This is a genomic window from Agreia bicolorata (assembly GCF_000938265.1).
In the GTDB taxonomy this organism is placed as follows: domain Bacteria; phylum Actinomycetota; class Actinomycetes; order Actinomycetales; family Microbacteriaceae; genus Agreia; species Agreia bicolorata.
The window spans coordinates 371,718-397,711 of sequence record NZ_JYFC01000001.1; the positions used below are offsets into that span (position 1 = coordinate 371,718).

26 protein-coding genes and 1 tRNA gene are annotated in these 25,994 nt (G+C 65.4%); 8 read left to right on the forward strand and 19 right to left on the reverse strand.

Translation table 11 applies throughout. The features are described 5' to 3' along the window. Positions 1-4: 4 nt before the first annotated feature. Entirely contained in the window at positions 5-1,111 is a 1,107-nt protein-coding gene (prfB, locus tag TZ00_RS01735) for a peptide chain release factor 2 (protein ID WP_044438800.1), read from the reverse strand. 58 nt (positions 1,112-1,169) lie between these two features. On the opposite strand from prfB, the gene TZ00_RS01740 reads away from it, so the two are divergent. Continuing rightward, positions 1,170-2,432, forward strand: a complete 1,263-nt coding sequence (locus tag TZ00_RS01740; RefSeq protein ID WP_044438801.1) for an MFS transporter — start codon at positions 1,170-1,172, stop codon at positions 2,430-2,432. Positions 2,433-2,452: 20 nt separating this feature from the next. Here the strand turns inward: TZ00_RS01740 and TZ00_RS01745 are convergent, their stop codons facing one another. Together TZ00_RS01745 and TZ00_RS01755 are read right to left on the reverse strand one after the other, a co-directional pair. After that, positions 2,453-3,937, reverse strand: coding sequence for an MFS transporter (locus TZ00_RS01745; RefSeq protein WP_044438802.1), 1,485 nt, complete (start codon positions 3,935-3,937; stop codon positions 2,453-2,455). Positions 3,938-4,587: 650 nt separating this feature from the next. Further along, complete coding sequence (locus TZ00_RS01755; RefSeq protein ID WP_052521194.1) at positions 4,588-5,169, reverse strand: putative glycolipid-binding domain-containing protein; 582 nt, start codon at positions 5,167-5,169, stop codon at positions 4,588-4,590. Positions 5,170-5,350: 181 nt separating this feature from the next. Here TZ00_RS01755 and TZ00_RS01765 point away from each other — a divergent pair, with 181 nt between their 5' ends. Then, positions 5,351-6,604, forward strand: a complete 1,254-nt coding sequence (locus TZ00_RS01765) for an erythromycin esterase family protein (RefSeq protein WP_084605842.1) — start codon at positions 5,351-5,353, stop codon at positions 6,602-6,604. A 68-nt stretch (positions 6,605-6,672) separates the two neighbouring features. Here TZ00_RS01765 and TZ00_RS01770 read toward each other — a convergent pair whose 3' ends face one another. The 9 genes from TZ00_RS01770 to TZ00_RS01805 form a co-directional block, all read right to left on the reverse strand. After that, positions 6,673-7,122, reverse strand: a complete 450-nt coding sequence (locus tag TZ00_RS01770; RefSeq protein ID WP_044438808.1) for a pilus assembly protein TadG-related protein — start codon at positions 7,120-7,122, stop codon at positions 6,673-6,675. A gap of 19 nt (positions 7,123-7,141) precedes the next feature. Further along, positions 7,142-7,567, reverse strand: coding sequence for a hypothetical protein (locus tag TZ00_RS01775; protein ID WP_238579536.1), 426 nt, complete (start codon positions 7,565-7,567; stop codon positions 7,142-7,144). Next, positions 7,560-7,973 (reverse strand): TadE family protein, encoded by a 414-nt coding sequence (locus tag TZ00_RS01780; protein WP_174436055.1) that lies wholly within the window; start codon positions 7,971-7,973, stop codon positions 7,560-7,562. The genes TZ00_RS01775 and TZ00_RS01780 overlap by 8 nt, the downstream gene beginning before the upstream one ends. Before the next feature lie 7 nt (positions 7,974-7,980). Continuing rightward, the gene (locus TZ00_RS20080) at positions 7,981-8,157 is read right to left on the reverse strand and encodes a hypothetical protein (protein ID WP_166428657.1); all 177 of its coding nucleotides are present in this window, start codon (positions 8,155-8,157) and stop codon (positions 7,981-7,983) included. 43 nt (positions 8,158-8,200) lie between these two features. Continuing rightward, positions 8,201-9,139: a type II secretion system F family protein gene (locus TZ00_RS01785; protein ID WP_044439295.1), complete on the reverse strand. Its 939-nt coding sequence runs from the start codon at positions 9,137-9,139 to the stop codon at positions 8,201-8,203. Beyond that, the gene (locus TZ00_RS01790; RefSeq protein ID WP_044438810.1) at positions 9,136-9,993 is read right to left on the reverse strand and encodes a type II secretion system F family protein; all 858 of its coding nucleotides are present in this window, start codon (positions 9,991-9,993) and stop codon (positions 9,136-9,138) included. The genes TZ00_RS01785 and TZ00_RS01790 overlap by 4 nt, the downstream gene beginning before the upstream one ends. Continuing rightward, complete coding sequence (locus TZ00_RS01795; protein WP_044438811.1) at positions 9,990-11,243, reverse strand: TadA family conjugal transfer-associated ATPase; 1,254 nt, start codon at positions 11,241-11,243, stop codon at positions 9,990-9,992. The genes TZ00_RS01790 and TZ00_RS01795 overlap by 4 nt, the downstream gene beginning before the upstream one ends. Positions 11,244-11,350: 107 nt before the next feature. Further along, the gene (locus tag TZ00_RS01800; RefSeq protein ID WP_044438813.1) at positions 11,351-12,640 is read right to left on the reverse strand and encodes an ABC transporter permease; all 1,290 of its coding nucleotides are present in this window, start codon (positions 12,638-12,640) and stop codon (positions 11,351-11,353) included. Further along, positions 12,637-13,332, reverse strand: coding sequence for an ABC transporter ATP-binding protein (locus TZ00_RS01805; RefSeq protein ID WP_044439296.1), 696 nt, complete (start codon positions 13,330-13,332; stop codon positions 12,637-12,639). Before TZ00_RS01805 ends, TZ00_RS01800 begins: the two co-directional genes overlap by 4 nt. 191 nt (positions 13,333-13,523) lie before the next feature. Between TZ00_RS01805 and TZ00_RS01810 the strand changes: the two genes are divergently transcribed. From TZ00_RS01810 to aspS, 5 genes are all read left to right on the forward strand, one after another. After that, positions 13,524-14,771: a sensor histidine kinase gene (locus TZ00_RS01810; protein ID WP_084605843.1), complete on the forward strand. Its 1,248-nt coding sequence runs from the start codon at positions 13,524-13,526 to the stop codon at positions 14,769-14,771. Next, positions 14,768-15,436, forward strand: a complete 669-nt coding sequence (locus TZ00_RS01815; protein WP_044438815.1) for a response regulator transcription factor — start codon at positions 14,768-14,770, stop codon at positions 15,434-15,436. The genes TZ00_RS01810 and TZ00_RS01815 overlap by 4 nt, the downstream gene beginning before the upstream one ends. A 31-nt stretch (positions 15,437-15,467) precedes the next feature. Further along, a tRNA-Leu gene (locus tag TZ00_RS01820) sits at positions 15,468-15,549 on the forward strand. Positions 15,550-15,667: 118 nt separating this feature from the next. Continuing rightward, entirely contained in the window at positions 15,668-16,390 is a 723-nt protein-coding gene (locus TZ00_RS01825) for a DedA family protein (protein ID WP_044438816.1), read from the forward strand. A gap of 18 nt (positions 16,391-16,408) precedes the next feature. Beyond that, positions 16,409-18,181: an aspartate--tRNA ligase gene (gene aspS, locus TZ00_RS01830; protein WP_044438817.1), complete on the forward strand. Its 1,773-nt coding sequence runs from the start codon at positions 16,409-16,411 to the stop codon at positions 18,179-18,181. Between the two features lie 24 nt (positions 18,182-18,205). Here aspS and TZ00_RS01835 read toward each other — a convergent pair whose 3' ends face one another. From TZ00_RS01835 to murI, 4 genes are read right to left on the reverse strand one after another with little or no spacing between them, the layout of a single operon-like run. Further along, positions 18,206-19,141, reverse strand: coding sequence for a cation diffusion facilitator family transporter (locus tag TZ00_RS01835; RefSeq protein WP_044438818.1), 936 nt, complete (start codon positions 19,139-19,141; stop codon positions 18,206-18,208). A 47-nt stretch (positions 19,142-19,188) separates the two neighbouring features. Further along, entirely contained in the window at positions 19,189-19,803 is a 615-nt protein-coding gene (gene rdgB / locus TZ00_RS01840) for an RdgB/HAM1 family non-canonical purine NTP pyrophosphatase (RefSeq protein ID WP_044438819.1), read from the reverse strand. Beyond that, the gene (gene rph / locus TZ00_RS01845) at positions 19,800-20,540 is read right to left on the reverse strand and encodes a ribonuclease PH (protein WP_044438820.1); all 741 of its coding nucleotides are present in this window, start codon (positions 20,538-20,540) and stop codon (positions 19,800-19,802) included. Before rph ends, rdgB begins: the two co-directional genes overlap by 4 nt. Before the next feature lie 18 nt (positions 20,541-20,558). Next, the gene (murI, locus tag TZ00_RS01850; protein WP_044438822.1) at positions 20,559-21,383 is read right to left on the reverse strand and encodes a glutamate racemase; all 825 of its coding nucleotides are present in this window, start codon (positions 21,381-21,383) and stop codon (positions 20,559-20,561) included. Positions 21,384-21,427: 44 nt separating this feature from the next. On the opposite strand from murI, the gene TZ00_RS01855 reads away from it, so the two are divergent. Beyond that, on the forward strand, positions 21,428-22,729 hold the full coding sequence (locus tag TZ00_RS01855; RefSeq protein ID WP_078713591.1) for a nicotinate phosphoribosyltransferase: 1,302 nt from the start codon (positions 21,428-21,430) through the stop codon (positions 22,727-22,729). Positions 22,730-22,742: 13 nt separating this feature from the next. Here the strand turns inward: TZ00_RS01855 and TZ00_RS01860 are convergent, their stop codons facing one another. From TZ00_RS01860 to TZ00_RS01870, 3 genes are all read right to left on the reverse strand, one after another. After that, positions 22,743-23,048, reverse strand: coding sequence for a DUF3039 domain-containing protein (locus TZ00_RS01860; protein WP_044438823.1), 306 nt, complete (start codon positions 23,046-23,048; stop codon positions 22,743-22,745). Between the two features lie 77 nt (positions 23,049-23,125). Then, positions 23,126-24,697 (reverse strand): hypothetical protein, encoded by a 1,572-nt coding sequence (locus TZ00_RS01865; RefSeq protein ID WP_044438825.1) that lies wholly within the window; start codon positions 24,695-24,697, stop codon positions 23,126-23,128. Then, positions 24,673-25,929 carry an ABC transporter ATP-binding protein gene (locus TZ00_RS01870; protein ID WP_338010780.1) on the reverse strand — a complete coding sequence of 419 codons (1,257 nt, stop codon included), beginning with the start codon at positions 25,927-25,929 and terminating at the stop codon, positions 24,673-24,675. Before TZ00_RS01870 ends, TZ00_RS01865 begins: the two co-directional genes overlap by 25 nt. Positions 25,930-25,994: the final 65 nt, after the last annotated feature.

Below are 25,994 nucleotides of genomic sequence, written 5' to 3' on the forward strand. Positions count from 1 at the left end.
TTGCCTAAGAGACCTTCTGCTTGCGCCAGCGGATGCCCGCCGAGATGAAGCCGTCGAGCTCGCCGTCGAAGACGTTCGACGGGTTGTTCGATTCGTAGTCGGTGCGCAGGTCTTTGACCATCTGGTACGGCGCGAGCACGTAGCTGCGCATCTGGTCGCCCCAGCTCGCCGTGATGACTCCGGCCAGCTCCTTCTTCTTGGCGTTCTCCTCGTCGCGCTGCAGCAGAAGCAGTCTCGACTGCAGCACGCGAAGGGCGGCGGCGCGGTTCTGGATCTGGCTCTTCTCGTTCTGGCAGCTGACGACGATCCCCGTGGGAAGGTGTGTGATGCGCACGGCCGAGTCTGTGGTGTTGACCGACTGGCCGCCCGGGCCCGACGAGCGGAAGACATCCACTCGGATGTCGCTTTCGGGAACGTCGACCGACTCGGTCTGCGCGATGAGCGGAATCACCTCGACGGCGGCAAAGCTCGTCTGGCGCTTGCCCGCCGAGTTGAACGGGCTCATGCGCACGAGGCGGTGCGTTCCCGCCTCGACCGAGAGTGTTCCGAATGCGTAGGGGGCGTCGACCTCGAACGTGGCGCTCTTGATGCCCGCCTCTTCTGCATAGCTGGTGTCTAGCACAGTGACCGAGTAGCCGTGCTGCTCGGAGTAGCGCAGGTACATGCGCAGAAGCATCTCCGCGAAGTCGGCCGCGTCGACGCCGCCCGCTCCCGCACGAATCGTGATGACAGCCGCGCGGGGGTCGTATTCGCCATTGAGCAGGGTCTGCACCTCGAGCTCGCCGAGCAGCTTTGTGAGGCTCTCGAGTTCGGCCTGCGCCTCCTGGGCTGACTCCTCGTCGCCCTCGGAGTTGATGAGCTCGACCATGATCTCGAGGTCTTCGAGACGCGAGGTGATGCTCGTGACCTTCGCCAGATCGGACTGCGCGTGCGACAGAGCGCTGGTGACCTTCTGCGCCTTCTCGGTGTCGTCCCAGAGATCGGGCACACCGGCCTGAGCACTGAGGTCATCGATGCGGGCCTTCAGGTCATCGACGTCGATGACCGAGAGGATGTCGCGGAAGGTGGAGCGGAGGGCGGCGATCTGCTCGCTGAAATCTAGTTCCTGCATGGTGCACCCAGCCTACCGGGCGGGCGTGGGCGATCCTCCGGCGTAGGGTTGATGCGACATGAGCGACGCAGAGACCGGGTTCCGATTCCGTTCCATCGCCCTACCCGCTCTCCTTCCGTCGCTGCTCTTCGGCATCGGTGAAGGCTCGATCATTCCGATCATTCCGGCGATCGCGCAGGATCTCGGCGCCGGTCTCGCCCTGGCCGGATTCATCGCGGCGATGATCATGGTCGGCGAGCTCATCGGCGACATCCCGAGCGGCTGGATCGTGAGCCGCATCGGTGAACGACGCGCGATGGTCGGCGCGTCGCTCGTCTCGATCATCGGCGTCACGACATGCATCGCCGCATCAGGGCCCTGGATGCTCGGGGTCGGCATCTTTCTGCTCGGCCTGTCGACCGCGACCTTCGCGCTCGCGCGGCACGCGTTCATGACCACCTTCGTTCCGCTGCAGTACCGAGCCAGGGCGCTGTCGACCCTCGGCGGAACCTTCAGAGCGGGATGGTTCGTCGGACCGTTCATCGCTGCGGGCCTGATCGCACTCACGGCGCAGGCGGCCATCGTGTTCTGGGTGCACCTCGCGTGCGCGGTGATCGTAATCGTGCTGCTGATGGTGATGCCCGACCCCACAGCGGGCGCCGCTGCTCTGGCCCGGGCGCAGGGAACGCACGAGACCGAGGGCGAACATCTCGTCGCCGAGGAGTCGCACGGGCTCTTCCGCACCGTCTGGAACTTCCGCGGAGTTCTGGTGCGGCTCGGAACGGGAGTGGCGATCCTCGGTGCGCTGCGCGCGAGCCGCTCCGTGATTCTGCCGCTCTGGGCGGTGAGCCTTGGACTGCCCGAGAGCACGACTGCCCTGATCATCGGCCTCGGCGGCGCCATGGACTTCGCTCTGTTCTATGCCAGTGGCCAGGTGATGGATCGGTTCGGGCGACTGTGGAGCGTCGTACCGTCGATGCTCGGCATGGGAATCGGACTCTTCGTTCTGGCCTTCACCCACGACCTGCAGCACGCGGTCGGGTGGTTCATCGGTGTCACGGCAGTCACGGGCCTAGCGAACGGCATCGGAAGCGGCATTCTGATGACGCTCGGCGCCGACCTCGCCCCGAAAGACGACCCTGCCCCGTTCCTCGGAGCGTTCCGCTTCACGGGCGACGCGGGAACGGCCGCCGCTCCCCTGCTCGTGTCGCTCATCGTGGCCGTGGCCACGCTGTCGCTCTCGACGGCGATCATGGGGGTTGTCGGCGTACTGGGCGCCGGCCTCATGCTGCGCTACGTTCCCCGTTACGTTCCTCGGCGGCCGGGCAGGCCGTCGGCCTGATCAGGCATCGACAGTTCTCATCAGGCGGATGGCGCGGCCTGGTGGGCCCGGGCTTTCGCACGCGACCTCAGGTCAACGAGTCCCACGATGAGCGACACCGTGATGAGCGAGATCGCGATCAGGATTCCGTTGCGGAATCCGTCGTGATACACGGCGAGCTGGTCGGGCGCCGACGTCTCTCGGTAGAGGGTCGAGAAGAAGGTCGAGCTCACGGCTGCCACGCCGATCGCCGTGCCGACTCGCTGCCCGACCTGCGCGAGCGAGCCGGCCACGCCGCCCTCGCTGACGGGAACCTCTGCGAGTGTCAGGGTCTGGTTGGGCGAGATCACGAGGCCGCCTCCTGCTCCCGCGACGGCCATGGCGGCGGCCATCCACCAGATCGTCTGATCGCGCGGCGTGAGCACGGCCGCGGCGAGTATCAGGGAGAAACCCACGATGACCGTGGCCGTGCCGATCACAACGAGCTTACGTCCGTAGCGCTCGACGATGCGCCCGCCGATAAGCGAACTGGCCGCCGAGGTGAGTGCGAACGGAATGCTGACCATGCCGGCGAAGACGGGGAGGGCGCCGAGCCCCTGCTGCAGGTAGAGCGTGGTGAGAAGGAAGGTGCCCGGGATGGCCGCGAAGTAGGCCGTGGCCACGAGGATTCCGTTGCGATATGACGCGATGCGGAACAGGGCGAAGTGCACAACCGACGATTTGCCGCGACGCGAGTAGTCGCGTTCCCACAGCAGAAAGGCCGCGGTTCCGAGCACAAAGCCGACAAGCCAGAACCAGCGTTTCGGGTCGTCGTCCGGCCCTCCCGTCGTGAAGACGAACGGAACCATAACGCTGAACACAGAGAACCCGAGAAGCAGGATGCCGACGAGGTCGAGTTCTGTCTTGACGGTCGTGCCCTTCGGCTTCGTTGGCAGCAGGCGGAGCGCGAAGAACAGGGCGATGAGTCCGAGCGGAATGTTCATCCAGAACAGCAGGCGCCACCCGTCAGTCTCTCCCCCGACGGCGATCAGCAGCCCGCCGAGCGTCGGCCCGAACGCGGTGGCGACGCCGATGGTGGCACCGAAGATTCCGAATGCACGTCCACGCGCGGCACCCTGGAACAGCTGCTGCACGAGCCCGAGCACCTGTGGCATCTGGATGCCTGCGGCGACTCCCTGAAGGATGCGCGCGATGAGCAGCGTCTCGACCGTCGGAGCGAGCGCGCAGGCGAGGCTGGCGAGGGTGAACGAGATGAGTCCGATGGAGAAGAGCAGTTTGCGCGAGTAGATGTCGCCGAGTCGGCCGGCGGGAACGAGCGCGAGGCCGAACGCGAGCGCATAGCCGGCGACGATCAGCTGCAGTTCGGTGGAGCCGGCGCCGAGCGCCTTCTCTATGGAGGGAAGCCCGACGTTGACCTTCGACAGATCGAGGATCGTGAGCGCCGCGACGCCGACGGCCACAGCGAACGCCTGCCACTTCGCCCGCTCGGTGAGATCGATCTTCGGTGCCGGCGAACTGGAAGTCATGGACACGTACGCTACACCGAAGCTGTGCGTGGCCTGAGGGCCTTGCGCGCTCTCTACCGGAACACAGACCGCGCGACGGAGGTGGCCGCGATGGGGAACCCCTTCGACACGATGAGCGAGAGTATCGCCGGTCGCCAGGTGACCGAGAGGATGACCGTGGCGCTCCGGCCGCTCGATACCAGCCATGTGGGGGGACATGAAGTCCGATGCTCTGCTTTCCTCCGCGGTCGATCTGTGCTGAGTTAGATGCATGCGCGAATACACGAGGACCGTAATCTCGAGGGGCCGACTGGCAGTAAGGACGTTATACGGAGCAGCCGTTCTACTCGTCCTAGGGGCCGTCGTATTTGCAGTCGTCATCGTGCTCGTGAGCGCCACTGTTGAGAGTTCTCAGGATCGTGCCGGCGTTCAAGCAAGCATTCCAGTCGCTATCTCTATTGCGATTGTCGGCTTTGCGCTTGCCGTTGCCGCACCTCTAGTCTCTCGAACCGCTGGTCGCAGCAAACACCGCACGAACTAGCCGGCGATCTCCCGTACGGTCGCGCAGGTGAGTACTGCGCCCTTGTTAGCACCGGCGGGGAGCCAGACATGACGTGGTTATTTGGCGCTGCGGGCTCCTCGCGTCCCCTCGATGCCGTTCGGGCCCTGGCCTAGGACTCTCTGATCGCGATGCCTGGATAATCAACGACGAGCCCTGCCCTGTCGTAGCGCAGATCACACGAAAATTCGAAGGTAGATGATTCGTAGTGGAACTGAATCTGCTCCGGACCAGCCTCGAGTAATGTGTAACGCTGTTCGAGACGTTCCACACGGAGGTCGTCAGCTCGAACGAACGCTGCGGGGACGTCGACGCCGACTCCCTCGATGAAGTCGAGGCGGTGGAGGGGAAGCGTGTTCGTCACCGCGGACGACTCGAAATCAACATCAAAGCACCCATCAAGCTCGGGCCGCAGCTCGCCGTTCACGGTCCATATTCCCTCGAAGTCGCGCGTGAGAGCCAGCTCACATTCTCCTGCGGTCGTCAGGCTGGATGCATGCACAGCGACCGTTTTCCAAGAATGATCCACCGCCACGTCATATCCAACCGACCACAGGGCAGAGGACTCGCGCGCGGTTGTATGACCAGTCAGACGGTGGCCGGTGCCCAGATCCTCAAAGAAGGCGACCTCGAAACCAGCTCGCACTCCTGTGTGGGTCCAGCTCGCCCCAGCGGGTGGTGTCGTCAGTCTCATGAATGGAACCTACCAATTCGTCGCATGAGGCAGCGCACTGATGCCCCAGCGGCCGATATCTCGTCTGGATATGATCGAAGGGTGATCGCAAGCATCCTGCTCTGATTCGGCACCACGTCGTCCTCGACCGGCTCGTCCGGTCTCCTACGTATGCCGTTTCTCACATAAGGAATGCTGATCCATGTCTAACCACCCTCATACCCCAGCGCCCGCCCCGTCATTCACCACGGCCACTTGGGACGAGCGACACCCACTTGCAAATGCGGAGCTGAGCGAGCTCCTATCCGGCGCCCGAGTTATCGGCGTCGGCGAGTCCGCGCACTTCGTTGCCGAGCTCAACGCAGCGCGGGCGAGCCTCGTCGAAGCGCTCATTCAGCGCGGCGTCAATAGTCTCGCCCTCGAGATTGGTCACGATGGGGCGCACCTCGTCGAACAGTGGCTCTCGGGAGAGCGACCAGAAGAACTGCGCACGCTCGTAGGTCCTCTGACCACGGCGCTCTACGGAACGTTCCTCGACGATCTCCGCAACCGACTGCCGCAAGGCCATGGAATCCACGTGCTAGGAGTGGATTTGCCAAATTCGCTGGCGATCGAACCGAGTCTCGCACCGCTCGCTAGCATTCTTGCCACGGTCGATCCCGCCGCCACGGAACTTGTCCAGGCGACGAGACAACTTGCAGCAGGAGTCGTGGGCGGCTCGGCTGCGGCCAGCGCTACGTCGTGGCTCGCGCTCGACCGTCCTGCACAGGATGCTCTCACCGTGCACTTGACACGCCTGCGGGCACGCGTCGATGCTCTCAGCGCGGTGCACGCGATCGGAGCCAATGCGCACCTGTGGCGCGAGGCGAACGCGCTCATCGACGCGGCGGCCACGACCGACGTCATGGTGCGCGCGATGGCCGACCTGTTTTCCAGCACAGGGCGCATCGACGACACGACGATCCGCGAGGTCTTCGTCGCGCGGCGCATCAGCGAGGCGGTCGAGACACTGGCCGCTGGCGATCGCATCGCCTACGTGGCGCACAACAACCACATCCAGAAGACACCGGTCGTGTTCGACGGGGTGCTGACGGCGTACTCGGCTGGCAGCATGCTCGCCGACTCGCTCGGCTCCGGATACCGCGCGATCGCACTGACGCATACTGACGACCAGGTACCCGAGATGAGTTTCCCCGCCGCGACCGACATCGGCTTCCGCGTCGAGCGGGCAGATTCGGCCCCTATCGGCGAGGACAGTGTGGAGGCTGCCTGCGCCAACGTGCTGCAGTCGGCCGACGCGTCCGTCGTCCGCTGGGAGGCAACCGGCGAAGCCGAAACTATCCGCATCCGGTCGCAGAGTGCGACGGCGGAGGTGGGGGCAGGAGCCTTTGATGCCGCCATCGTGTTCGCGTCGGCGACGACAGACGCGGCGGTGCGCGTTCTCGGCCTCGACTGAGCGTCTCCGCCCGGTGCTGGCCGTCGTCGAGGCGACGGCCAGCACCGGGATTGGCGACCTTGCGCGCGCTACCGGAACACCGAGCGAGCGACCGAAGCGACCTCGATGGGGAAGCCGTTCGGCACGATGAGCGACAGCACGGCCGGCCGCCATGACGCGGAGAGCGTGACCGTGGCGCTGCGCCCGTCTGTGGTGGTGGCCTCGATCACGGTGAGGTCGGCGAACTCGGCCGCCGACGGAGTGTTGGCGAGATAACGGTCGACCGCGGCATCGACGGCTACGGGGTCGAGCCTTGGCACGACCGCGGATTCGACGAGTTCGACATCGTCGAGCGAGAACGACTCGGCACCGGCGAGCGCGGCCCCATCTGCCACGGTGAAGAGTCGTGTGCGCTCGAGATACAGGCTCGACGCACCTACGACAACGAGCACGACGAGTAGCGCGAGGGCAGCGTAGAAGATGGTGAGCAGCAGGGTCGAACCCTCGTCGGAGCGGAGTCGCTCTGCCGCAGCGTTCACTCCCACCAGTCGGCCCGCATCACGAGTGGAATCGCGAGACCGTCTGGGTCGCTCTGGCGACGAACGGTATGCCGCCCGAGTTCTCGGTGCCCAGAAACGCCGGGAGCAGCGGCAGCGGCACCGACACACGTACCGTCACGGTGACGTGACCTGCCCGCGTGAGGCAGGCATCCGGAACCGGCTCACACGAGTACTCGATTGGAGCGATGCCCTCGGTGATGCCGAAGTCAGAGAACGCGATCGCCGCGGCATGCTCGGCCGACGCGGCCCCCTGCTCGATCGTTTCCGACTGTACAAAGACCCGAGCCGCCTGGCGGGCAGCGCCTTCCGCGGCGAATGCGGCGCCCTGCAGCACTGAGAGTGCACTCACCAGATAGACGAGCGGCACCAGGAGCAGGATTCCCGCGGTGATGAACTCGAGCGAGGCCGAGCCGTCGTCAGCCATCAAGTGCTTCCACAGCGGCATGCCCTGTCACCTCCAACGATCTCGGGGGTCCGAATGGGCCGGCCAGCGGCAAAGGCGCGCTCACAGTGACCTCGGTCGCCGGCACTCCGAGGTACTCCGTGTACCCCGCGGATACTGCGGCGGCGTAGTCGGCGCCCACCGCGGTAGTGATGAGCTGCCTCGTTCGCTCGGCTCCGTCTTCAGGAGAGTTTCCCGCGAGCGCGGCGAACCGCGCACCCTCGGCCGCCGCGTCGAGCAGCGTGTTGCGCACGTGCAGCGCGAATGCCAGTTGAATGACCCCGAGCGTCAGAGCGGTCAGCAGCACGCCCACGAGAACGAACTCGACGGCGGCCGATCCGTCGTCTCGCCGCAGTCTCTCGAGGACCCGCAGACTGTTCGACAACATAACCGCGTCAGAAGGCCGTCACGCGGTCGATCGCCTGCTCGAAGACCTGGCTGAGTGCGGGCCCGGCAAGACCCCAGATGATGATGACGAGACCGGCGGTCATCAACGTGATGAGCACCCACCCGGGCACGTCGCCCCGGTCGTCGCGCAGGCGGTGGGCAATTCGGGAGGTGATGGACAACATCGGTCTCTCTTTCAACAGGATCGGATGGGCGAGGTATGTAGGGTCAGAAGCCCGTCTGCAAAACGACGATGCCCGGCCACACGGCGAAGAGCACGGTGGTAGGAAGAATCAGGAACACGAGAGGCACGAGCATCGTGACCTCTTTCTTGCCTGCCGCCTCGAGCAGGGCACGCTTGGTGTCTTCGCGGGAGTCCTGAGCCTGCGCTCGCAGAACGTCAGACAGCGGGGTTCCGCGCTCGAGTGCCCCTGTCATCTGCTCGACGCAGCGTGTGAACGCCGGAAACGCCAACGATCCGGCGCGTGACTCGAGGGCGGATACAAGGCCGACGCCCGAGTTGACCTCGGTGACGACGACGGCGAACTCACGGGCCAGTTCACCGTTCGAGACCCGCGCCACTCGTCGCAGCCCATCGAGCACCGTCTCACCGGCCGAGAGACTGAGCGTCAGAAACTCGAGCACCGTGGGGAGCTCACTGTCGATGCGGGCCATCCGCCTGCGCGCCGCCCTGCGCAGAACAAGATCGCGCACCCCGACTCCCACAGCGCCGAGCACGATCGGAATAGCCAGCTGCGTGACCACCGGCATCGTCGTCGTAGGCAAGGAGACGGTGACGAACACTGCTCCCATAACCACGCCGACGACTCCGTACACGAGTTGCTGCGAGCGGAAGTGCTCGACGGAGAGCTCCGACCGCGACTGCGCCAGACGACGCTCGATCTGCTCCGTACCTCCGAGAATTCCGCTGAGGATGTCGATGGCGACCCGGGCCATCGGCGTTAGCAGCACGCCGAAGACAGGAAGCGGATCGCTGGAACGCTTCGACAGGAACTGCCGGGCTCCGGCCGACACGTCGACGAGATAGGGAGCCGTGCGTTCGGCCAGCGATGGTCTCGACAGCCTCGGAGCCACGCTCACCAGCGACCAGAGGCCGACGCCGAGAACCACGCCGAACAGCATCGCCCAGGCCACGGTCGCGCTCATGCGAACCACCGCCGCTCTTCGGGGATGCGTGCGATGACCAGCATCACTCGGTAGGCGATGAGGCTGAGGCAGAGGCCTCCGACGATGAGCGCCACTCCTCCGGGGCTGTTGTATGCGGCCGCTGCCTCTGGTCGCGTCGACAGGAGAAGCAGCACGATCCACGGCGCCGCGACCCCCAGCCGCGCCGCGTTCATCACCCACGACTGGCGCGCCTCGACCTCGCTGCGAATCGCGGCGTCTTCACGCAGGTAAGCCGACAGGCTTCGCAGCACTCGCGTGAGATCAGTTCCGCCGACCTCGCGAGACATGCGCAGCGTCTCGAGGATGCGGTCGGCCGTGGGATCTGCGAGCCGCGCTTTGAGTGCGTCAAGACTCACGCCGAAATTTCCCGTCGTGCGATACATCGCCTCGAACTCGGCGAAGGCGGCCCGGCTTGACGCCGGCCCGGCGTGCGCGAGGGTACTGACGCTGTCGGGCAGGGCGACCCCGCTGCGAACAGCCGACACGAGGTGGTCGACGGCATCCGGCCAGAATGTGTGACTCGCGCGCCGACGAGCACGACCCCGGCGGCGCACCACGGTGATTGGCAGAAGAGCGCCGACCACCAGCGCTGCGGCGTCGAGCGCGAGAACGGCGAGCGACGCCTCCGCAACAGCAGCCGCGACCAACCCAAGGCACGCACTGGCGGCAATGAACACCGAAACAGGCACTCTCTCGAGGCCCGCACGGTTGAGAAGAGAACGAACACGCCCCGCGCGCCCCCTCACCACCGGCTCGGGCGATGCGGGCCAGAGAATCGGGGCCGCGCACAAGACGAGCCCGAGACCCAGAATGAGACCGAAGACAGTACTCATCGATCACCTCTCGCGAGCACGATGGAAGGATCGAGACCGACGGCGCGGAATTTCGCCATCTTCGTGGGGTATCCCCCGGTCGCGACGAGGTCGCGCCCGTCAAGAGCGAAGATCGTGCTGGCCTCGATCACCCCGCCCTGTCCTGCAGCGCCCGCCACCTGGCCGCTCGGCGCGAGGATCTCGACGATGCGCCGCGCACCGCGCTTGTCCATCTCGCAGTGAATGACGATGTCGATGCACGACGCCACCGTGGGCGTCACGAACGCGGCATCGATGTTGCGCCCGGCGAGCAGCGGCAGAGTGCACAGCTTGACCAACGCGTCTCTGGCACTGTTCGCGTGGATACTGCATGCCCCGGGCAGGCCTGAATTCAAAGCGATGAGCAGATCAAGACTCTCCGCCTCGCGCACCTCTCCGACCACGATGCGGTCGGGCCGCATTCGCAGAGCCTCTTTGATCAGGCGCCGCAACGTGATCTCACCCGTGCCTTCAAGGCTCGCCTGACGGCACTGCATGGCGACAACGTCGCGGGCGGAGAGGTCAAGTTCAAAGGTCTCCTCCACCGTGACGATGCGATCGCTAGGCCGGGCGACCGAGAGAAGAGCATTGAGCAGCGTGGTCTTGCCGCTCTGGGTCGCGCCCGACACCAGGATGTTCTGCTGTGCGAGCACGCACATGCGCAGAAACTCGGCGGACTGCTGAGTGAGCGCGCCGAGACCGACCAGTTGGTGCAGATCTCGGATGCGACGGGCGAATTTTCGGATGTTCACCGCCAGGTGGGCCCGGGTGACGTCGGGAATCACAACATGGAGCCGACTGCCGTCGGGAAGGGACGCGTCGACGAAAGGAGAACTGAGATCGACGCGTCTGCCCGAACTCTGCAACATGCGCTCCACGAGTTCGCGTACCTCGAGATCGGACAGCGTCACGGTCGACAGCTCCGACACACCGTTTCTCGCCACGAACACCCTGTTGGGTCCGTTGATCCAGATCTCCTCGATGCCCGGGTCGTCGAGCAGCGGCTGAAGTGCACCGAATCCGGTGAGCGAGGCCACGACCTCTCGGGTGGCGAGCATCTCATCGGCCAGCAGCGGAGCACCGCCACCCAACGCCCGCTCCGTATAGCTGCGAACCTCGTCGTCGACGAACTGCCTGGCCAAGCTTTCGTCGGAGGCCAGGTCGACACCCTCACGGCGAACGCGGTCGCGCACGCGCTCGGTGATCTGCTGCACGGCGCTCGCCACTCGCATTCTCCTGTCGATCGTCTTCGACCGACATGATGCCCCGAAACGCCGAAGCCCCGTGGAAGTTATCCACAGGGCTCCGGCGAACAGGCGAATGAACTACCAGCTACGAACTACTCGTACCGCAGCGACTCGATCGGATCCTGCCGCGCCGCACGCAGCGCCGGGATCGTTCCGGCCAGGAACGCGATGCCCATCACCACGAGGATGATGACCGCGATCGACGCGGGATCGAATGCGATCAGCGTGAGACCGGGCAATGCAGACAGCAGCCCATTGGCCAGGACCCCGTTCAGCGCCGTTCCCGCGAGGATCGCGCCGATCGCTCCAATGGCACTTCCCAGGAACCCGATAAACACCGCCTCGAGGCTGAACAAGCCGAACACCCGGCCGGCGCCCATGCCCATCGCCTTCATGAGCCCGATCTCTCGGGTGCGCTCCTGCACACTCATCAGAAGCGTGTTCACGATGCCGAACCCGGCCGCGATCAGAGCGATCACGGCGAAGCCGTTCAGCACCAGAACGATCGCATCGATGACCGTCTTGAACGACCCGATCTGGTCCTTCACGGTCGTGGCGTCGTAGCCGAGTGCCTTCAGGTCGCTCTTGATCGTCGACACCTGATCATCCGACGACGAGGGGTCGAAACGCAGGCTCACCGACGCATAGCTGTCTTTGCTCGACGAGCTGAGGCCCACCGACTGCGCGTCGTAGAGGGCGGTCGTCAGCGCATCGTTCGCGGTGAGGCTCGTGGAGCCGAGCAGTCCGGCCTCGGAGACACCCGACACCGTGGCATCGACGGTGGTCGACGCGCCGGTCTTGTCGGTGACGCCGAACGTCACGGTCTTGCCCACGGCATCCTCATCGCTCGTGAAGCCCAGCGGCTCGACGTACGACACGGGCAGGGCGACCTCGTAGGTATCGGTGCCGCTGGACGGTTCTGACCCGGCTGCCAGGTCGAGGCTCATGCCCGAGACGAAGCCGCCGATCGACGCCTGGTACTGGGTGCCTCCGTTGTACTCCACGTAGTTCGGTCGGGCGGTCAGTACAGGCTCGACCGAATCCACACCCTTCACCGCCCGGATGCCGTCGAGCTCCGCCGCAGTGATGGCCTCGACCGTCGAGCCGGGCCTGCCGGTCGCGCTCTCGACGTTGGTGGTGTTGGGCTCGTACTTCGCCGGCCCTGACGTCGTGTTCTCCACGGTCTTCGTGACCGTCATCACGTCGTTCGCACCGATCGACGAGACCGTCGTGTCGATGTAGCGGTTGATTCCCGTTCCCACACCGCTGGTCAGCGCGAGCGTGAAGGCGCCGATGAAGATGGCCAGCACGGTGAGTGTCGTACGGGTCTTGCTGCGGAACGTGTTGCTGATCGCCGAACGGATCAGGTCGAGGCCGCTCATGCGCTCTCTCCCTTGCGGTCGACGATGAGGCCGTCACGAATGAAGACGCTGCGGTCGGTCTTCGCCGCCAAGTCTTCATCGTGGGTCACCACGATCAGCGTGATTCCCGTGCGCCGGTTGAGGTCGAAGAGGATGTCTTCGACCACCGCACCCGTGGCCGTGTCGAGGTTGCCCGTCGGCTCGTCGGCGAAGATCACACGCGGCTCGTTCACCAGCGCGCGGGCGATGACCACGCGCTGCTTCTGGCCGCCCGAGAGGTCAGTGGCCTTGTTCTTCGCCTTGTCGGCGAGCTCGAGGCGTTCGAGCGCCTCCATGCCGCGCCGCCGCCTTTCGGAGCCGCCGACCCCGGCGATGCGCAGCGGCAGCGTCACGTTGTCGAGCACCGAGGTGTTGGGGGTGAGAAAGAACTGCTGGAACACGAAGCCGAACGTCTGGTTGCGGGTGCGGTTGAGGGTTCGGCCGCCGAGAGCGCCGGCGTCGCGTCCACTCAACTCGACCGCACCGGTCGACGGCTTGTCGAGCAGCGCGAGCAGGTGCATGAGCGTCGACTTGCCCGATCCGCTCTTACCGACGATCGAGATGGACTCGCCCTCCTCGATGTCGAGTGACACCCCCTTCAGCGCGTCGAAGCGGGCTGCGCCTCGACCGTAGGACTTCTTGACGTCTCGCGCCGCGAGAACCGGAACCGGCATGATCGCTCCTGTGCTGTCTGATCGTGCGATGTGCACGATCACTCCAGACTGGCCGCGAACCGGATGCCCGTCGTCACCCCGGTACGGCATCTTCGGCTACCACGAACGTGGGACGCGCGCGGCCCGGGCGTGCTGCGAGACTGGACGACAGCGAGCAAACGCAAGGAAGTAAGTAAGAAGGAGGTGCGCCCATGAGATCCGGTTCTCGAGCGTTCCCGGTGCCCTTCGAGTCTCACCTGCCCGTGCGGCTGCGCTGGATACCCTCGGCCCTCGCGATCATCGTCGTCTGCATTCCCGTCGTCGTCGCATCCCGTAGTGCAAACACGCTCGCCGGCAGCACGACCGAGGTGCTCGCGACTTCTGCCGTGGTGGCGATCGTTCTGGTCGCCGCCCTCGTACTGCGAGCGCGGTATCCCCGCAGCACGGCGGCGGTCGCGATCGCGGCGGCGTGCGCAGCAGTGCTGCTGTCGAGTCTGGCGCTCATCGGTCCCGGCCCGGTCGTCGCCTCGACCCTCACGGTGATGATCACCCTCTTCGGCGTCGGGTCCCGACAGGGCCGCATGCCGGCCCTCATCCTCGCGGGATCCGGCATCGTCGCGATCGGTGCCGTGGTACTGCTCGCTCCCCCGCCCGAGTCGCGCGGCATCGAATCACTCGTGCTGCTCGTCGCCCTCGTGGGTCTCGCCGCCTCAGGCGGCGTGGCCCAGTACAACGGCCGCGCGTTCATCCAGTCCATCACCGAGCGTGCGAGGCGGGCCGAGGAGACCCGCGAATCCGAGGCCGAGAGGCGGGTGGCCGAGGAGCGGCTCGCCATCGCCCGCGACCTGCACGACGTGATGGCCCACCAGATCGCCGTGATCAACCTGCACGCAGCGTCGGCTTCGCAGGCGCTGCGCACGCGACCGGATGACGCGGAACGGTCCCTCACCACCGTGCGTGAGGCGGCTCGCACCGTCCTCGGCGAAATCGGCAGCCTGCTGACCGTGCTCCGGTCGGCTGACAGCGGGCACTCGGTGACGCTCGCACCCACGCCCGGCCTATCCCACCTCCCCCAGCTGATCGACGAGTTCTCCAAAGCCGGTCTCTCCATCGAGCAGAGGACGGTCGGCACGCCGTTCGAGCTCGATTCACTGCGCGACATCGTGGCCCACCGCGTTCTGCAGGAGGGCCTGACGAACGCCCACAAGCACGGCGGCGACGGCACCGCCCTCGTTCAGCTCGACTATGGCACCGACAGCCTCGGCATCACCGTCACGAACGTGACGAAGCCGCGACGCGACGACAGGATCGTCGTCGAAAGCGGCCACGGGCTCGTCGGCGTGCGGGAGCGCGTGTCGTCTGTCGGGGGAAGCCTCGAGACGTCGTTCGGCCCTGGACCCGTGCACCGCTTCGTTGTGACCATCCCGTTCGACTCTTCCGATTCAGGACCCCAATCATGATCTCCGTCGTACTCGCCGACGACCAGGCCCTCATCCGCACGGCCGTCTCCGAGCTTGTCTCTCATACCGACGGCTTCGCCGTCGTCGGCGAAGCGTCCAACGGTCTCGAAGCCGTGGATGTCGTTCGCGCGACACGTCCCGACGTCGTGCTGATGGACATCCGGATGCCCGTGATGGACGGGCTACAGGCGACCGAGGCGATCTGCGCCGACGCCCAGCTCTCGGCGACCCGGATCATCATCCTCACCACCTTCGAAGACGACGAGTACGTGCTGCGCGCCCTCCGCGCCGGCGCCAGCGGCTTCCTCGGAAAGGGCACCGAGGCCGAAGCGCTCATGGCGGCCATCAGAACGGTCAACGAGGGTGAAGCCCTTCTTTCACCGAAGGCAACCCGAGCGCTCATCGATCGGTATCTCTCGCCGGCAGAACCCGCACCGCACCGCGTCCCCGACGAGTTGACGCTCCTCACCGAGCGCGAACGCGAGATCTTGCTTCTCGTGGGATCGGGCCTGTCTAACGGAGAGATCGCCGCTGGACTCGTGATCTCGCCGCAGACCGCGAAGACGCACGTCAACCGCATGATGAGCAAACTCGGCGTACACGATCGCGCGCAGCTGGTCATCATCGCCTACGAGTCGGGGCTGCTCGTTCCGGGACGAAGCTGATCCGCGCTGGCCGGTACACTGGTTTTGCTCTGCGGGAGTGGTGGAATTGGTAGACACGCAGGATTTAGGTTCCTGTGCTTTCGAGCGTGAGGGTTCAAGTCCCTTCTCCCGTACTCCTCACTGTCGTCCGCGTATACGGCAGCTCGGCAGAGGTACTCTTGATGCACACTGACCGCACCCTTGTCCGCCGCCGACCGGCCTTGACTCGACCCGCCGACGACTGGAGCCCACTTGACACACGCAGCACTCATCCCCTGGCTCGATCCCGAGGCACTCATCCAGGGCTTCGGACCTCTCGCGCTCGTGGGCGTCTGCCTCATCATCTTCGCCGAAACCGGTCTCCTCATCGGATTCTTGTTTCCCGGTGACACGCTGCTCATCATCACGGGCCTCCTCACCTTCGCGGGCACGATCAAGATCGACATCTGGTGGGTGTGCCTCGCGATCGGCTTCGCTGCGTTCCTCGGCGGCGAGGTCGGCTATCTGATCGGTCACAAGTTCGGCCCTCGCATCTTCGAGCGCAAAGAATCGGGCATTTTCAGCATCAAGAACGTCGAGCGCACGAACGCGTTCTTTTCTAAGTACGGCGCCTTCGCCGTGATCCTGGCCCGATTCGTTCCCGTCGTTCGCACATTCGCACCGATCGCCGCGGGCGTCGGCCACATGAATTACCGCAAGTACTCGCTGTACAACCTCATCGGTGCGATCATCTGGGGCGCCGGCGTGACATATGGCGGTTTCGTACTCGGCTACATTCCCCCCGTCGCCGACTTCGTCACGAAGTACATCGACATCATCCTGCTCGCCGCAGTCGCGGCGACACTCATCCCCACGATCTGGCACTACGTGCAGTCGACGATGAAGGCTCGAAAGGCCAACGCTGCGGGGGCTGCCCAGTCCCGCGCAGACCTGGCGCTCGACCCAGACGTCTTCGACCACAAGCCCGAGGCCTAGAAAGCAACACGCATACATATGTACAGAACCAACTACGCGTCCTCGCTCACCCGCGAAGACGTGGGCCTCGAAGTCATGCTCTCCGGCTGGGTCGCCCGCATCCGCGACCACGGCGGTGTCGCCTTCATCGACCTGCGCGACGCATCCGGAATCGCTCAGGTCACGTTCCGTGACGAGTTGGTGGCCACGGCCGAGAGTCTGCGGGTCGAGTCGGTCGTCACCGTCAAGGGAATCGTTCGCGAGCGTCCCGCTGGCAACGTGAACACCACGATCGCGTCCGGTGAGGTCGAGATCCAGGCGACCAGCCTCGAGGTTCTCGCCGCCAGTGATGTGCTGCCGTTCCAGCTCGACGACGAGCCCGGCGAGGAGACCCGCCTGGCATACCGCTATCTCGATCTTCGTCGTGAGAACGCCGCGTACCCGCTGAAGCTGCGCTCCAAAGTGTCGGCCGCCGTTCGAAACGTTCTCGTCGACGAGGACTTCGTCGAGGTCGAGACACCGACCCTCACCCACTCGACTCCCGAGGGCGCACGCGACTTCCTTGTGCCGGCCAGGCTCAAGCCCGGCACGTTCTACGCTCTGCCCCAGAGCCCACAGCTGTTCAAGCAGCTCCTGATGGTCGGCGGCTTCGAGAAGTACTTCCAGATCGCTCGCTGCTACCGCGACGAAGACTTCAGGGCCGACAGGCAGCCGGAGTTCACGCAGCTCGATGTCGAGATGAGCTTCGTCGATCAAGAAGAGGTCATCGCACTCGCCGAAAAGGTGCTGCGAGCCATGTGGCGCACAATCGATGTCGAGCTCCCCACTCCGCTTCCCCGCATGACCTATGCAGAGGCAATGCGTCGCTTCGGCTCTGACAAGCCCGACCTGCGCTTCGGCCTCGAGCTCGTCGAGTTCACCGAGTACTTCGAGGGCAGCGACTTCGCCATCTTCAAGGCGCCCTACGTCGGTGCGGTCGTGATGCCCGGCGGTGCCGGTCAGGCACGCCGCGCCCTCGATGCGTGGCAGGAGTGGGCGAAGCAGCGCGGCGCCAAGGGCCTCGCCTATGTGCTGGTCGGCGAAGACGGAGAGCTTCGTGGCCCGGTCGCCAAGAACCTGTCCGATGAGGAGCGCGCCGGACTCGTGGCGCACGCCGGCGCACAGCCCGGCGACTGCATCTTCTTCGCAGCGGGAGCCGCAAAGGCGTCACGCGGTCTTCTCGGCGCGCTTCGCGGCGAGATCGCGGCACGCCAGGGTCTTATCGACCCGAACGCCTGGGCCTTCACCTGGGTGGTCGACGCTCCCCTGTTCGAGCCCGCAGGCGATGCCGTCGCGAGTGGCGACGTCGCCGTCGGCGGCGGCGCGTGGACCGCAGTACACCACGCCTTCACCTCGCCCAAGCCCGAGTTCATCGACACCTTCGACTCCGACCCCGAATCGGCTCTGTCATACGCCTACGACATCGTCTGCAACGGCAACGAGATCGGCGGCGGCAGCATCCGTATCCACACCCGCGAGCTGCAGGAGCGCGTCTTCAAGATCATGGGCATCAGCGAGGAGGAGGCGCAGGAGAAATTCGGCTTCCTGTTGCAGGCCTTCGCCTTCGGTGCCCCGCCGCACGGCGGATTCGCGATGGGCTTCGACCGCGTCGTGTCGCTTCTTGCGGCGACAGACTCGATCCGCGACGTCATCGCCTTCCCCAAGTCGGGCGGCGGCAACGACCCGCTCACGGGTGCGCCGGCCGAGCTCGAGACGGTGCAGCAGGTCGAGTTGTACCGCACGCTCGGCGTCCAGGCTCTGCCCCAGAAGTAACCCCGCGGCACGAGGGACCCTCGCCTACGGGTGCAGGTGTTCCTCGTGCTGCGCGTGCTCCGCCGGTTCGATCTGGAACGTGGAGTGGCCGACGTCGAAGTGCGCAGACAGACACGTTGAAAGTCGATCGAGCAGCCGGCCCGACTCCCCTCGTTCGAAGACCGCCGGCTCGACAACGACGTGTGCCGAGAAGATGTTCTTGCCCGTCGTCACGGCCCACACGTGCACGTCGTGCACCTCCACAACACCGTCCTCCGCGAGGATGTGACTGCGAATCTCCGCCACGTCGGTCTCGACGGGCGTCTGCTGCAACAACACCCGGATGACGTCGCGCAGCAACGAGATGGCGCGAGGAATGATCATGGCCGCGATCACAAGTGACGCGATCGCGTCGGCCGGGGCGAAGCCAGTTAGCAGGATCACGATCGAGGCCACGATCACCGTCGCCGATCCGAGCAGGTCGCCGAACACCTCGAGGTACGCTCCGCGCATATTCAATGACGAGCTCGCTCCCCCTCGAAGCAGCATCAGAGCGCCGAAGTTGGCGACCAGACCGATGACGGCGACTACGAGCAGAGGCACCGGAGGAATCTGCACGTCTTCGGGCGTGATGAGCCGAGAGATACCCTCGATGGCCACGAACGTCGCCACCCCGATCAGCAGTATCCCGTTGAACAACGCGGCAAAGACCTCCACGCGCTGAAAGCCGAAGCTGTGCCTGTCTGTCGCCGGGCGAGCCGCGATGATCGTCGCGACGAGCGCCACGGTGAGCCCGATGAGATCGGATGCCATGTGCCCCGCGTCGGCGAGGAGCGCGAGGGAGCCGGTAGCCAGGGCGCCGACAACCTCGACGATCAGGACGGTCGCGACGATAGCGATTGCCCAGCCGAGTCGGGCGCGGTTCGTGGTGGCCGAAGCGTGATCGTGGGAGCCGTGGGAATGCTGTTCAGTGCGTGCCATTGTCACTCCAGCGTAGGCACGCTCCGGGACTACGCCTAACGACTGCGCTAGTTAGGAATGACGCTCATTCTCAACACGGGAACGAGCTCGCGGAACGCCCGACTGCGGTGGCTGTCAGCGTTCTTCTGCTCCGGCGTGAGTTCGGCCGCAGAGGCATCTCCGCCGTCGGGAACGAAGATCGGATCGTAACCGAATCCGTTCTCGCCGCGCGGCGCATCCACGATTCGCCCCGGCCATTCGCCCACGGCGAAATGATCACTGGCGGCCTGGCCCTGCTGCCCGGGCACAACGACGGCGATCGTGCAGGCATACCAACCGGTGCGGTGCGGGTCTTTGATGTCTGCCAGCTGATCGAGCAGGAGCTCGAGATTCGCGGTCGCCCCTCGGCCGTGTCCCGCCCATCGCGCGGAGAAAATACCGGGCGCACCACCGAGAACGTCGACGCATATGCCCGAGTCATCGGCGAGGGCGGGGAGCCCGGTGTGCGCCGCAGCGGCACGAGCCTTGATCAGAGCGTTGTCGGCGAACGAGACGCCGTCTTCGATCGGTTCGGGTCCGTCGTAGGCCACGATCTCGAGCTCAGGGATCTCGGCGGCCAGAATCTTCTGGAATTCCTCGACCTTGTGCGCGTTGTGCGTCGCCAGAACGACCCGGATGCTCATTCGCCCGACCCGAGAGCCGTCGCCTGAATCTCGGCTAACTCGGCCGTGCCCGCCAGCGCGAGATCGAGCAGGGCATCGAGCTCCGCGCGATCGAAGGGGGCGCCCTCGGCCGTGCCTTGCACCTCGACGAAGAGCCCGCGGCCTGTGACGACCACGTTCATGTCGGTTTCCGCGCGCACGTCCTCGACGTATGCGAGATCAAGCATGGGAACACCGTCGATGATGCCCACCGACACGGCCGACAGGCTGTCGATGAGTGGCTGCGACTTCTGCCCGATGAACTTCTTGGTGCGGGCCCATTCGATCGCATCGACCAGTGCGACATACGCGCCGGTGATGGCCGCCGTGCGCGTGCCGCCGTCTGCCTGCAATACGTCGCAGTCGATCACGATCGTGTTCTCGCCGAGAGCCTTCATGTCAACGACAGCACGAAGGCTTCGGCCGATCAGGCGGGAGATCTCGTGCGTGCGACCACCGATCTTGCCCTTGACCGCTTCACGGTCCATGCGGTCGTTCGTCGAGCGAGGCAGCATGGAGTATTCGGCCGTGACCCATCCCTGGCCCTTGCCCTGCTTCCACCGGGGAACGCCGTTGGTGAACGACGCGGTGCAGAGCACGCGCGTCTTGCCGAACGAGATCAGTGCCGAGCCCTCGGCCTGGTCGCTCCATCCACGCTCGATGGTGATGGGGCGCAGCTGATTGGCGGTGCGTCCGTCTTTGCGGAAATCGTTCGACATGGTGTCTCCAGGAGTGAATCAGTGGATGGGGGGAATTGTAATGACGCCGGTCTCGACGAATTCGACCGCTTCGACCTGTCGTCCGAGCATCAGATCTGCAAGGCGCATGAACTCGTCGGCGCTCGCGCCCGTTGCCTCGTACCGGTGCACGGGCGGTGCCGACGACGTGCGTTCGATTCCGCGGCTCACGAGCTCACGGAACACATCGTTCGCCGTCTCGGTGTCACTCGAGACGAGACGCACGCCGTCTCCCATCACGTAGGAGATGGCGCCCTTCAGAAAGGGGTAGTGCGTGCAACCGAGCACGAGCGTGTCGATGTCGTGCTCGCGAAGCGGGGCAAGATAGTCCTCCGCCACGGAAAAGAGTTCACGGCTCGTCGTATCACCCGCTTCGACGAATTCAACGAAACGAGGGCACGCCTGAGTGAAGAGTTCGAGATGTGGAGCCGCGGCGAACGCATCGTTGTACGCCCTGGAGCGAATCGTTCCCTCGGTGCCGATCACGCCCACCTTGAGATTTCTGGTCGACGATACCGCGGCGCGAACCGCAGGCTGGATCACTTCGACGACGGGAACGGAGTACCTCTCGCGAGCATCACGCAGCATGGCCGCGGAGGCGGTGTTGCAGGCGATGACAAGCATCTTCACGCCCTGCGCAACCAAGGTGTCGAGAGCCTCGAGGGCGAACTCCCTGACTTCAGCGAGCGGGCGCGGCCCGTAAGGAGATCGAGCGGTGTCGCCTATGTATGTGATGGATTCCCGGGGCAGCTGGTCGCGGATGGACCGGGCCACAGATAATCCGCCGACACCGGAATCGAAGACTCCGATCGGCGCATCACTCACCCATCAAGACTACTGCGCGCACGACCCGCGGATATGCTTGCCCGGTGACCGCCGCATCCTCGCTTCTCACCGACCGTTACGAACTCACGATGCTCGATGCGGCGATTCAAGCCGGCACTCATGAGCGCGAATGCGTCTTCGAGGCCTTCGCCCGCCGATTGCCCCAGGGGCGGCGCTACGGCATCGTGGCGGGAACAGGGCGCCTCCTCGAGCTCATCGAGGCCTTCCGTTTCGGCGATGCCGAACTCACCTGGCTCGCAGAGCAGGGCGTGGTGCGCACCGCGGCACTCGATTGGCTCGCCGACTACCGTTTTCGGGGCACCATCTCGGGATACCGCGAGGGCGAGGTCTACTTCCCGAACTCCCCCATCCTCGTTGTCGATTCCACATTCGCCGAGGGAGTGATCCTCGAGACCCTGATTCTGAGCGTGCTGAACTACGACTCCTCCGTCGCGAGTGCTGCGTCGCGCATGGTGTCGGCCGCGGCAGGCCGTCCCCTGGCCGAGATGGGATCGCGACGCACGGGAGAGAGATCGGCCGTCGCCGCCGCGCGCGCCGCATACATCGCCGGCTTCGGCGCTACGTCGAACCTTGAGGCCGGGCGCAGCTGGGGCATCCCGACGATGGGCACCGCTGCCCACGCGTTCACTCTCCTGCACGACAGCGAGGAGGCCGCCTTCCAGGCGCAGGTCGACGCGCTCGGTCCATCGACCACCCTCCTCGTCGACACGTTCGACGTGCACCGCGGCGTCGAGCTCGCCGTCAAGGTCGCCGGAGATCAACTCGGGGCGGTCCGCCTCGACTCCGGAGACCTCCCCTCGCTCGTGAAAGCCGTTCGTGAGCAGCTCGATTCCCTCGGCAACCACAACACCAAGATCACCGTCACGAACGACCTCGACGAGTACACGATCGCAGCATTGTCGGCCTCGCCGGTCGACTCCTACGGGGTCGGCACCTCGGTCGTGACCGGGTCGGGCTCCCCCGCGGCCGGCATGGTCTACAAGCTCGTCGCGCACACCGACGCCGCGGGCGAATGGGTCTCCGTGGCCAAGAAGTCCGCAGAAAAGGCCACGGTCGGGGGCCGCAAGAACCCGGTCCGCCGAATCAACTCGTCCGGGCGCTCGACGGCGGAGACGATCCACGTCGGAGAGGCCACACGGCCCGAGGCATCCGATCGCGAGCTGCTCGTCACTCTGGTCGACAACGGCGTCGTGGATCAGAGCTTCACCGGCCCCGAGGGTGTCGAGCGCGCACGCGCGCACAGGGCAGACGCGATCGCCGAGCTCCCAGACCAGGCGTTCCGTCTGGGCCGCGGCGAGCCGGTGATCCCGACGCTGTACGTCTGACCGAGGTGGGCGGCTACTCCGGCTTCAGTCCCTCGTAGATGCGCTTGCAGTCGGGGCACACGGGAAACTTCTCGGGGTCGCGGCCCGGCAGCCACTTCTTGCCGCAGAGAGCCTTGACGGGCTTGCCGGTCATCGCCGACTCAAGAATCTGCTCTTTCTTGACGTAGTGCGAGAAGCGCTCGTGATCGCCCGGTTCGATGGCTTCTTGCTCGAGCAGCTCTTCGAGCTCACGGTCGAGAGTCGATGTGCCGCCGCCCTCGCGGGGCCCGCCGGGCTCGGCGATGCTGGCTGTTGGACTGAAGTGAGGAACGTGACTCATGAGCCCAGTCTAATTTCACGGAGCGCAACCGTGACCCTCCAGACAGTGTGGGATGCGCGCACCCACCGGGCGCACGATCAGTTGCGCAGCGCTGCGGCCAGGATGTCTGGACCGCGACGGTCGAAGATGGCGCCGCCGACGACGGTGCCGGCGACGAACACGACCACACCGGCGCCCGCGCCCCACCAGAGCGACGGCCAGAACGCCGACTCGTCGCCGAGGAGCCCGAAGATGGCATAGGTGACAGACGGCGCCGCGAACAGCGCTGTGAGAAGAACGAAGCCAATCTGCACGACGAAGCCGGTGCCGCCGCCGACCTGAGGCTGAGAGAAGGGCCCGTCGCCCGGACGAACGGCCGGGTAGGGGAACAGAGACGACAGAAAGTTTCCGACGCCGAGACCTGCGAGCAGCAAGACAGTGCTGACGCCCAGGATCGCGGGCAACGTCGCGAAGCTGTCGGCGAAGAACGCCGCCGCGACCGATCCGACAGCAATGAGCGGAATACCCATCGCAAGCACGGGAGCTGTGCGCCCCAGCCGATCGGCAAATCCGACCCGGCTCGCGGAGACATGCAGCCAGACGGCCGAGTTGTCGAGAGCAACATCGTTGTGCACCGAGAACGCCAAGGTCACGCACAGTGCCGGCACTGTGAGCAGAACGAGGTAGGTGAGCGGGATACCCGCGATGACAAAAGCCAGGAACACGACGACCAGGAATCCAAAGACGCCGATGACGGGAACCGGGTAACGGGCATCGCGCGCCCAGTATGTGAAGCTTCGAGCGGCGACAGCACCCGCGCGGGTGGTGGGTGTTCGAGCGAACCATCCGAGATTTGCGTGCTCCCGCTCAGGCGCATTGCGCTGCGCGGTGACGAGCACCCGGGCGACCAGCGCCCTCCACGAAAGCCAAAGCAGAGCGAGGAAGGCAAGTGCGATAAGGAGTTTGAGCGTGATCTCGCCAGCGGGCACCTCCCTCGCGGCATCGGCAGGCAGAGCCCATGCAGCGCCGAGAGGACTCCAGCTCAGAGCGTCGGCCGCAGCGCCGGCAAGGCCGGATCCGTCTCGGCCCCAGTTGACGCTGACCCAGAGCACAACGGCCGGCGATGCCAACACGATGAGAACAATGGTGAGAAGCGTCGCCGTTTCGCGAGACCGGCGAGTGGCGAGGCCAATGGCAGCAAGGAGAGAGGTGACACGAGATGCGAGAACAACCGTCGCGACGACGATGACGGCTGCGAGCAAGGCCAGGAGGATCGTCGCCGCGTTCTGCGACCAGACACGAACCGTGAACGCAGCCAAGACAAGGGTCAGAATCACGGGCAGACTAACGAGGCCCGCCACCGCAAGGCCGCGCGCCAATGTCGACGCAGGAATGCCGAACAAAGCGAATCTGCGTGGGTCGAGAGGGTCGGGCACCGTCGAAACCAGCGGTCCGACAATGAATGCCAGAACCACGATCGAGCCACCGAGAACGATTGTGGTGCGTGCCTCATCGGAGCCAGGAACGAGCGACGACAGCACCCACGTGCAGGCGACCGTAAGCGCAAGAGAAGCAAGGACGCTCACGACGACCCCGACATTTTGCTTTGGGGTGCGGTTGAACGTGTTGCCGAGAAGCCTCAGCTTCAGTTTGAGGAATTCAGCAACCATTCCATGCCTTCCGCTGCCTTGCGCCCGCCAGCGAGCTCCACGAAGCGGTCTTCCAATGTGCCACCGCGCCTGACCTCATCGACCGTGCCCTGCGCCAGAACCTGCCCCTGCACGATGATTGCCACGCCGTCGCACACACGCTGAATCATGTCCATGCTGTGGCTGGACAGAACGACGGTTCCGCCGGTCTCGACATACTTCTGCAGAATCTCGATCACATTGGCCGCCGACACCGGGTCGACGGACTCGAAAGGTTCGTCGAGCACAAGGATTCGCGGCGAATGAATCATCGCCGCGGCGAGAGCGATCTTCTTCGTCATGCCCGCCGAGTAGTCGGCGACAAGGCGCCCGAGGGCATCCTCAAGTCCGAAGGCGGCAGCGAGGTCATCGCTGCGCTCACGCACGGACTTGTTGTCGAGGCCGCGGAGCGTGCCCGCGTAGTAGAGCATCTGTCGGCCGGTGAGCCTGTCGAACAGGCGAAGTCGGTCGGGAAGCACTCCGATGATCTTCTTGGCCTGCGCGGGATTCGCCCACACATCGAGGTCGTTGATCGTGATCGTGCCCGAGTCGGGTCGAAGAAGACCCGTGACCATGGAGAGGGTCGTGGTCTTGCCCGCGCCGTTCGGCCCGACGATTCCATAGAACGCGCCCTGCCGAACCTCCAAATCGATACCGTCGACAGCGGTGGTGCTGCCGAACTTCTTGACCAGTCGGCTGATGGAGAGAACAACGGGCTGCTGCGCACGGAACGCCGCGCGCTCAGCCGCCTCGGCCTCCGCCAGTGCCGCTGCCTTCTTCTGTGCAGCTGTCAGCCTGACGGGCTTCGGTGCCGGCTTCCTCGCCGGCTTGCTGATCGGCTCAGCCGACGGGTCGAGAACGATAGGCGCATCGGATGCCGACGGCGCGGCCTTCGCACGAGGCGCTGCGGGTTTGCGTGGTGCGCGGGGCGCAGCGGGCACGCGGTCCGCGCCGGCCGAGGCTCGAGGAGTGCTGGTCGTGCGAGCCCGCGGAGATCGAGGCGAGGCCGGGCGAGGTTTAGTGGTGGCTTTGGCCGAAGGCGCCTCCACATGCTCGCTGTCGGCGCTTGGACCGTTCTCCTTGCTGCCATCGACCGCAGCGGCGTCGATGGCCTCGTCGTTCTCTGCGCCTGCCGCCTGCGCAGCAGCGCCATCGGTCACGGCGTCATCGGCAACCGCGTTGTCGGCCATGTCGGTCGGGGACTGGGGTGTCACGTCGTCCTCTTCGCTGGTTGCGCCGATCGAGTCGGCGCCTGGTTCGGCAGGCTTCACCGGTCGGA

What these genes read in the sequence shown, in the direction of transcription:
- TZ00_RS01775 (WP_238579536.1), bottom strand. Translation starts at nt 7,567, where the DNA reads ATGGCTGACGACGGCTCGGCCTCGCTCGAGTTCATCACCGCGGGAATC.
- TZ00_RS01810 (WP_084605843.1), top strand. Translation starts at nt 13,524, where the DNA reads ATGAGATCCGGTTCTCGAGCGTTCCCGGTGCCCTTCGAGTCTCACCTG.
- TZ00_RS01755 (WP_052521194.1), bottom strand. Translation starts at nt 5,169, where the DNA reads ATGAGACTGACGACACCACCCGCTGGGGCGAGCTGGACCCACACAGGA.
- TZ00_RS01860 (WP_044438823.1), bottom strand. Translation starts at nt 23,048, where the DNA reads ATGAGTCACGTTCCTCACTTCAGTCCAACAGCCAGCATCGCCGAGCCC.
- TZ00_RS01785 (WP_044439295.1), bottom strand. Translation starts at nt 9,139, where the DNA reads ATGAGCGCGACCGTGGCCTGGGCGATGCTGTTCGGCGTGGTTCTCGGC.
- TZ00_RS01835 (WP_044438818.1), bottom strand. Translation starts at nt 19,141, where the DNA reads ATGGCACGCACTGAACAGCATTCCCACGGCTCCCACGATCACGCTTCG.
- TZ00_RS01815 (WP_044438815.1), top strand. Translation starts at nt 14,768, where the DNA reads ATGATCTCCGTCGTACTCGCCGACGACCAGGCCCTCATCCGCACGGCC.
- TZ00_RS01800 (WP_044438813.1), bottom strand. Translation starts at nt 12,640, where the DNA reads ATGAGCGGCCTCGACCTGATCCGTTCGGCGATCAGCAACACGTTCCGC.
- TZ00_RS01765 (WP_084605842.1), top strand. Translation starts at nt 5,351, where the DNA reads ATGTCTAACCACCCTCATACCCCAGCGCCCGCCCCGTCATTCACCACG.
- rph (WP_044438820.1), bottom strand. Translation starts at nt 20,540, where the DNA reads ATGTCGAACGATTTCCGCAAAGACGGACGCACCGCCAATCAGCTGCGC.
- TZ00_RS01790 (WP_044438810.1), bottom strand. Translation starts at nt 9,993, where the DNA reads ATGAGTACTGTCTTCGGTCTCATTCTGGGTCTCGGGCTCGTCTTGTGC.
- TZ00_RS01780 (WP_174436055.1), bottom strand. Translation starts at nt 7,973, where the DNA reads ATGTTGTCGAACAGTCTGCGGGTCCTCGAGAGACTGCGGCGAGACGAC.
- TZ00_RS01805 (WP_044439296.1), bottom strand. Translation starts at nt 13,332, where the DNA reads ATGCCGGTTCCGGTTCTCGCGGCGCGAGACGTCAAGAAGTCCTACGGT.
- TZ00_RS01745 (WP_044438802.1), bottom strand. Translation starts at nt 3,937, where the DNA reads ATGACTTCCAGTTCGCCGGCACCGAAGATCGATCTCACCGAGCGGGCG.
- TZ00_RS20080 (WP_166428657.1), bottom strand. Translation starts at nt 8,157, where the DNA reads ATGTTGTCCATCACCTCCCGAATTGCCCACCGCCTGCGCGACGACCGG.
- TZ00_RS01740 (WP_044438801.1), top strand. Translation starts at nt 1,170, where the DNA reads ATGAGCGACGCAGAGACCGGGTTCCGATTCCGTTCCATCGCCCTACCC.
- prfB (WP_044438800.1), bottom strand. Translation starts at nt 1,111, where the DNA reads ATGCAGGAACTAGATTTCAGCGAGCAGATCGCCGCCCTCCGCTCCACC.
- TZ00_RS01865 (WP_044438825.1), bottom strand. Translation starts at nt 24,697, where the DNA reads ATGGTTGCTGAATTCCTCAAACTGAAGCTGAGGCTTCTCGGCAACACG.
- TZ00_RS01795 (WP_044438811.1), bottom strand. Translation starts at nt 11,243, where the DNA reads ATGCGAGTGGCGAGCGCCGTGCAGCAGATCACCGAGCGCGTGCGCGAC.
- rdgB (WP_044438819.1), bottom strand. Translation starts at nt 19,803, where the DNA reads ATGAGCATCCGGGTCGTTCTGGCGACGCACAACGCGCACAAGGTCGAG.
- aspS (WP_044438817.1), top strand. Translation starts at nt 16,409, where the DNA reads ATGTACAGAACCAACTACGCGTCCTCGCTCACCCGCGAAGACGTGGGC.